Origin of the sequence: Bradyrhizobium sp. SHOUNA76 (assembly GCF_023006445.1) — a bacterium.
Classification (GTDB): Bacteria; Pseudomonadota; Alphaproteobacteria; order Rhizobiales; family Xanthobacteraceae; genus Bradyrhizobium.
This window is the reverse complement of sequence record NZ_JALBHA010000515.1, coordinates 1-4,389: the sequence shown is the minus strand read 5'-3', so window position 1 is coordinate 4,389 and position 4,389 is coordinate 1. Positions and strand designations below refer to the sequence as shown.

The window sequence follows — 4,389 nt, the reverse complement described above, 5'->3', positions numbered from 1 at the left end:
CCTGCCGAGCCTGCGGCTGCCGGCGCCCGCGCGCGTCGCGGTGCTGCCGACGGGCCATCGCCTCACGGAAAAGGAAGTGCTGGAGCCGCGTGATTTCGAGGGCGAGACCTTCATCTCGCTGTCGGCGGGATCATCGAGCCGGCACCTCGTCGACCAGGTCTTCCATCGCCATGACGTCCGTCGCGTGCTCAGGGTGGAGACCACGCTGTCGGAGATCATGTGCGGCATGGTCTCGTCGGGGCTCGGCGTCGCGATCTGCGACCCCTTCACCGCGAGGGAATTCTCCACCCGCGGCGTGGTCGCGCGTCGCTTCCTGCCGCGCATCGACTTCGAATTCTCCGCCGTCTTTCCGGCGCAGCGCAGTCCTTCACCGGTGGCGCTGGATCTGGTGGAGACGATGCGCAAGGCGCTCGCCGAACTCGAGCAGGAGTCCACTCGGGATTTTGCGCCCGGCTGACTTGGACGCCTTGCGATTCCTGCTGTATCCTTCGCATCTCTGCAAGGCAGCACATGGCACGCATCACCATCATCGAGACCGGGCTCGTTCCTCAAAAGCATCGCGAGCGTCACGGCTCGTTTCCGGACATGTTCGAGCGCATGGTTCGCGCCGAGGATCCCTCGGTCACCGTGGATGTCATCAGCATCCCGAATGGCGATGCACTCCCCGATCCGCGCAAGCTGGAGGCCGTGCTGATCACTGGCGCTGCGGCCGGCGTCTATGACGGACTCGACTGGATCGCGCCGCTTGAAGCTTTCGTGCGCAGCGCTTACGCCAACAAGACGCCGATGGTCGGCGTCTGCTTCGGTCATCAGCTGATCGCGCAGGCGCTCGGCGGCACCGTGCGCAAGTCGGAGAAAGGCTGGGGCATCGGACGGCATGTCTATCAGGTACTGCCGGAGAACGGCGTCGTCGACGGCGAAACGATCGCGATCGCCGCTTCGCATCAGGATCAGGTGATCGAGCCGCCGAACGACGTGCTCACGATCCTCTCGTCCGAGTTCACGCCACATGCCGCTCTGCTCTACGCCAACGGCACCACGCTGACGGTGCAGCCGCATCCGGAATTCGACGTGGAATTCGCGCAAGTGTGCTGCGACCTGCGCAACGGCAAGGCGCCGGATGACGTCGTCGCGACGGCAAGGGCATCGCTGACGCAACCGATGGACAACGCGACGCTCGGTGGGGCGATTACGAGGTTTCTGGCGAGGCGGCCCTAGCTACGCGGCACGCTCCTCCCCTTGTGGGAGAAGATGGCGCGAAGCGCCGGATGAGGGGTTCTATCAACTCGCTGGACTGCTCGTGAGGATGGAGACCCCTCACCCGCCGAGCTTCGCTCGGCACCCTCTCCCACAAGAAGGGGGCAGGGTTGATGCAGCGTCGCTTGCGGAATATCAGAACGGATCGCTCCCCAATCCCGGCACATCCGCCGGGCGCGGCCCCGGCGCCGCCCAGTGAAACCTGCGATCCTTCTCCGCAATCGCGATGTCGTTGATCGACGCCTCGCGCCGCTTCATCAAACCGTGCTCGTCGAATTCCCACTGCTCGTTGCCGTAGGATCGATACCACTGGCCGCTGGCGTCGTGCCATTCGTACTGGAAGCGCACGGCGATGCGGTTCTCGTCGAAGGCCCAGAGGTCCTTGATCAATCGGTAGTCCTGCTCCTTCTCCCATTTGCGGGTGAGGAACGCGACGATGGCCTCGCGGCCCTCAAGCACTTCCGAACGATTGCGCCAGCGGCTGTCCTCGGTATAGGCAAGGGAGACGCGCACCGGATCGCGTGAATTCCAGGCGTCCTCGGCCATACGCGCCTTTTGCGCGGCGGTCTCACGGGTGAAGGGCGGAAGCGGCGGGCGCGACATGATGAGCCTCATCGATTGGTTGGGGCCGCAATCTATCGCTGCGCAAGGTGGAGTCGAGTGGCGATCACTTATCGACCGATCACGAAATCAGATCGGCCCTCATCATCGTCCGGATTGATTTCGGGATCGGCTGGGCGCGGCCGCCGCTGATGAAGGCGACGCGCACCTCGGCTTTCACCAGCACGTCCTCACCCCGCTTCACTTCCTGCGCCAGCATGATGGAGGCACCCTTCACCGCGATCGGCCAGGTCACGACGTCGAGCACGTCGTCCATCCGCGCGGGCTTGAGGAAATCCAGATGCATCGAGCGCACGACGAAAGCGAAACCGGCGCTGTCGGTCTCGGGTTGCTCGAACAGCGCCTGCTGCTCGGCCCCCATCAGCCGCAGATGATTGGTCCGTCCGCGCTCCATGTAGCGCAGATAATTGGCGTGATAGACGATCCCCGAGAAATCCGTGTCCTCGTAATAGACGCGGACCTGCATGTGGTGTCGGCCGTCGCGGATCTCGCCGTCGAGATGAGCCGTCATTTCGCAAACTCTCGCTTTATATCTCGACGTCCATCCAAGACCCGCACAATGACTGTGCGATCAGTCTGAACGAGGTAAAAGGCAATATAACCATCGATCGACAGCCCGCGAAGCATGTCCTTAGCTCACTCCGATCTGGTCCTAAGAACGGAAATTGTCGCAACTCATCGAACCGCTCCGAGAATCTTTCAGCCAATCGATCCGCTGCCGCTAGGCTACGCTCTGCAAGATATGTATGGATGTCAAAAAGGTCAGTGCGGGCGCGCAAGGATAGAACGACCTGCACGACGCCCCTACCGCTTCGCCCGAGTTTGCTTGAGAAACTCGTTGAGGTCCCACGGGACCACGCGCTCAGCCTCTACGTCCGCCATCCCTTCATCGATCGCGTGTCTAAGGGCTCGAAACTTCTTGGCTTGGGACAACAGATAATCGGCCGCAGACTCCTGCATATCCTCAGGCAGCAGCTCAAGAGCTTCGACAGCTTTCTCGATGGCAGAACTCATCGCGTCAATATAGCGCAGCCTTGGACCGGCGCCCAGATGCTGACCCGTAATTTGACGGCTACACCACCAAGGGTCCTCGCCCCAGCGTCACCTCGACGATCTCCGGCGGCACGCCGACGCGGAGCGGCATGATGCTGCAACCGAGGCCGCCGGAGATGATGACGTCGCATTTCAGCCTGACATGACCATAAGCCAGCCGGATGCCCTGCTGCGGCGGTACCGCCGGCGACCAGCCCAGCAAGCGGACCTGACCGCCATGGGTGTGGCCGGACAGTTGCAGCGCAACGCGTGCGGGCACGCGCGGCGCGATGTTGGGCTCATGGGCGAGCAGGATGATCGGCGCATCGTCCGTGACCTTGGCGAGCGTCGCGCTGAGATCGTCGGCGCCGAAGCGCACCATGCTCCGAAACCGGCGCGCCGGCAGGAAGGCGAGCTGATCACCCAAGCCGGCGAGCCAGAACGGGCGGCCGTCCTTCTTAAGGCGTACGACGTCGTTCTCGTAGACGGGAATGCCGACGGCTTCCAGCGCACGATGCGCGATGGTCGGCCCGTGCCCGGTCTGCTGCACCGTCCTGTCGTCCCAATAATCGTGGTTGCCCATGACGGCATGGACGCCCAGCGGCGCCTTGAGGCCGGCCAACACTCGGGCCCATTCGCTCGACGGAATGATGCGCGTGACCTGATGCAGGCCGGCGACATAGTCGCCGAGCAGCACGATGATGTCAGCATTCAGCGCGTTGGTGCGGTCGACGATGGCCTCGATCCGGTCCAGCGGCATCCAGGGATCGCAGGCATGGATGTCGGCGATGACGGCGATCTTCAGCGGCAGATCCGCCGGCCATTGCCGCGGCGCCGGATGATAGCGGGTGACGCGAAGCCGCAGCACCGGCTCGACGGCAACACCATAGGCGGCGGTCGAGACACCGAGGGCGGACAGGCCGCCGATGGAACGGATGAGGTGACGGCGCGTGATCATGGAAACCCGATCGTAATGCGCCTTTTTGATGCGGTCCGATTGGAGCGGAATTGGGGTGCGTTCGTGCAGATCGTCTGCACGAGATTACCGGAAATTCATGATGGATGGAGCGCGCTGCGTCAGCGCAGATCAGTCGTCCTCGGCCTGATCGGTGCCGAACAAGCCGAATTGCGCCGCCGCATCCCGCGAGGGCTCTGCGAGGCCGAGATGACGGAAGGCGTGCGAGGTCAGCAGGCGGCCGCGCGGGGTGCGCTGGAGATAGCCGCACTGGATCAGATAGGGCTCGATGATGTCCTCGATCGCATCGCGCGGTTCGGACAACGCGGCGGCCATCGTCTCGACGCCGACCGGGCCGCCGCCATAGTTCATCGCGATGGTCGTGAGGTAGCGGCGGTCCATGGCATCGAGCCCTGCGGCGTCGACCTCGAGCGCGCTCAGCGCGTGGTCGGCGATCTTGCGATCGATCTTGTCGGCATCGGCGGCCGAGGCGAAATCGCGCACGCGGCGGAGCAGACGGCCGG

The 4,389-nt window shown here is 63.8% G+C and carries 8 protein-coding genes; 2 read left to right on the top strand and 6 right to left on the bottom strand.

Annotated features, from left to right (window positions below):
• Nucleotides 1–457 (top strand): LysR substrate-binding domain-containing protein (locus tag MOV74_RS32250; protein ID WP_246931040.1); only part of this gene is annotated, 457 nt, incomplete at its 5' end.
• A gap of 53 nt (nucleotides 458–510) precedes the next feature.
• Nucleotides 511–1,218, top strand: coding sequence for a type 1 glutamine amidotransferase (locus MOV74_RS32245; RefSeq protein WP_246931039.1), 708 nt, complete (start codon nucleotides 511–513; stop codon nucleotides 1,216–1,218).
• A gap of 174 nt (nucleotides 1,219–1,392) precedes the next feature.
• Here MOV74_RS32245 and MOV74_RS32240 read toward each other — a convergent pair whose 3' ends face one another.
• From MOV74_RS32240 to MOV74_RS32215, 6 genes are all read right to left on the bottom strand, one after another.
• Nucleotides 1,393–1,860, bottom strand: a complete 468-nt coding sequence (locus tag MOV74_RS32240) for a nuclear transport factor 2 family protein (RefSeq protein WP_246931038.1) — start codon at nucleotides 1,858–1,860, stop codon at nucleotides 1,393–1,395.
• A 79-nt stretch (nucleotides 1,861–1,939) separates the two neighbouring features.
• Entirely contained in the window at nucleotides 1,940–2,389 is a 450-nt protein-coding gene (gene ybgC, locus MOV74_RS32235) for a tol-pal system-associated acyl-CoA thioesterase (RefSeq protein ID WP_246931037.1), read from the bottom strand.
• Nucleotides 2,390–2,405: 16 nt separating this feature from the next.
• Entirely contained in the window at nucleotides 2,406–2,675 is a 270-nt protein-coding gene (locus MOV74_RS32230; protein WP_309486858.1) for a type II toxin-antitoxin system RelE/ParE family toxin, read from the bottom strand.
• Nucleotides 2,676–2,682: 7 nt separating this feature from the next.
• The gene (locus MOV74_RS32225; RefSeq protein ID WP_246931036.1) at nucleotides 2,683–2,892 is read right to left on the bottom strand and encodes a hypothetical protein; all 210 of its coding nucleotides are present in this window, start codon (nucleotides 2,890–2,892) and stop codon (nucleotides 2,683–2,685) included.
• A 58-nt stretch (nucleotides 2,893–2,950) separates the two neighbouring features.
• Complete coding sequence (locus MOV74_RS32220; RefSeq protein WP_246931035.1) at nucleotides 2,951–3,868, bottom strand: metallophosphoesterase; 918 nt, start codon at nucleotides 3,866–3,868, stop codon at nucleotides 2,951–2,953.
• Between the two features lie 129 nt (nucleotides 3,869–3,997).
• On the bottom strand, nucleotides 3,998–4,389 hold a 392-nt coding region (locus tag MOV74_RS32215; RefSeq protein ID WP_309486857.1), incomplete at its 5' end, for a Holliday junction DNA helicase RuvB C-terminal domain-containing protein.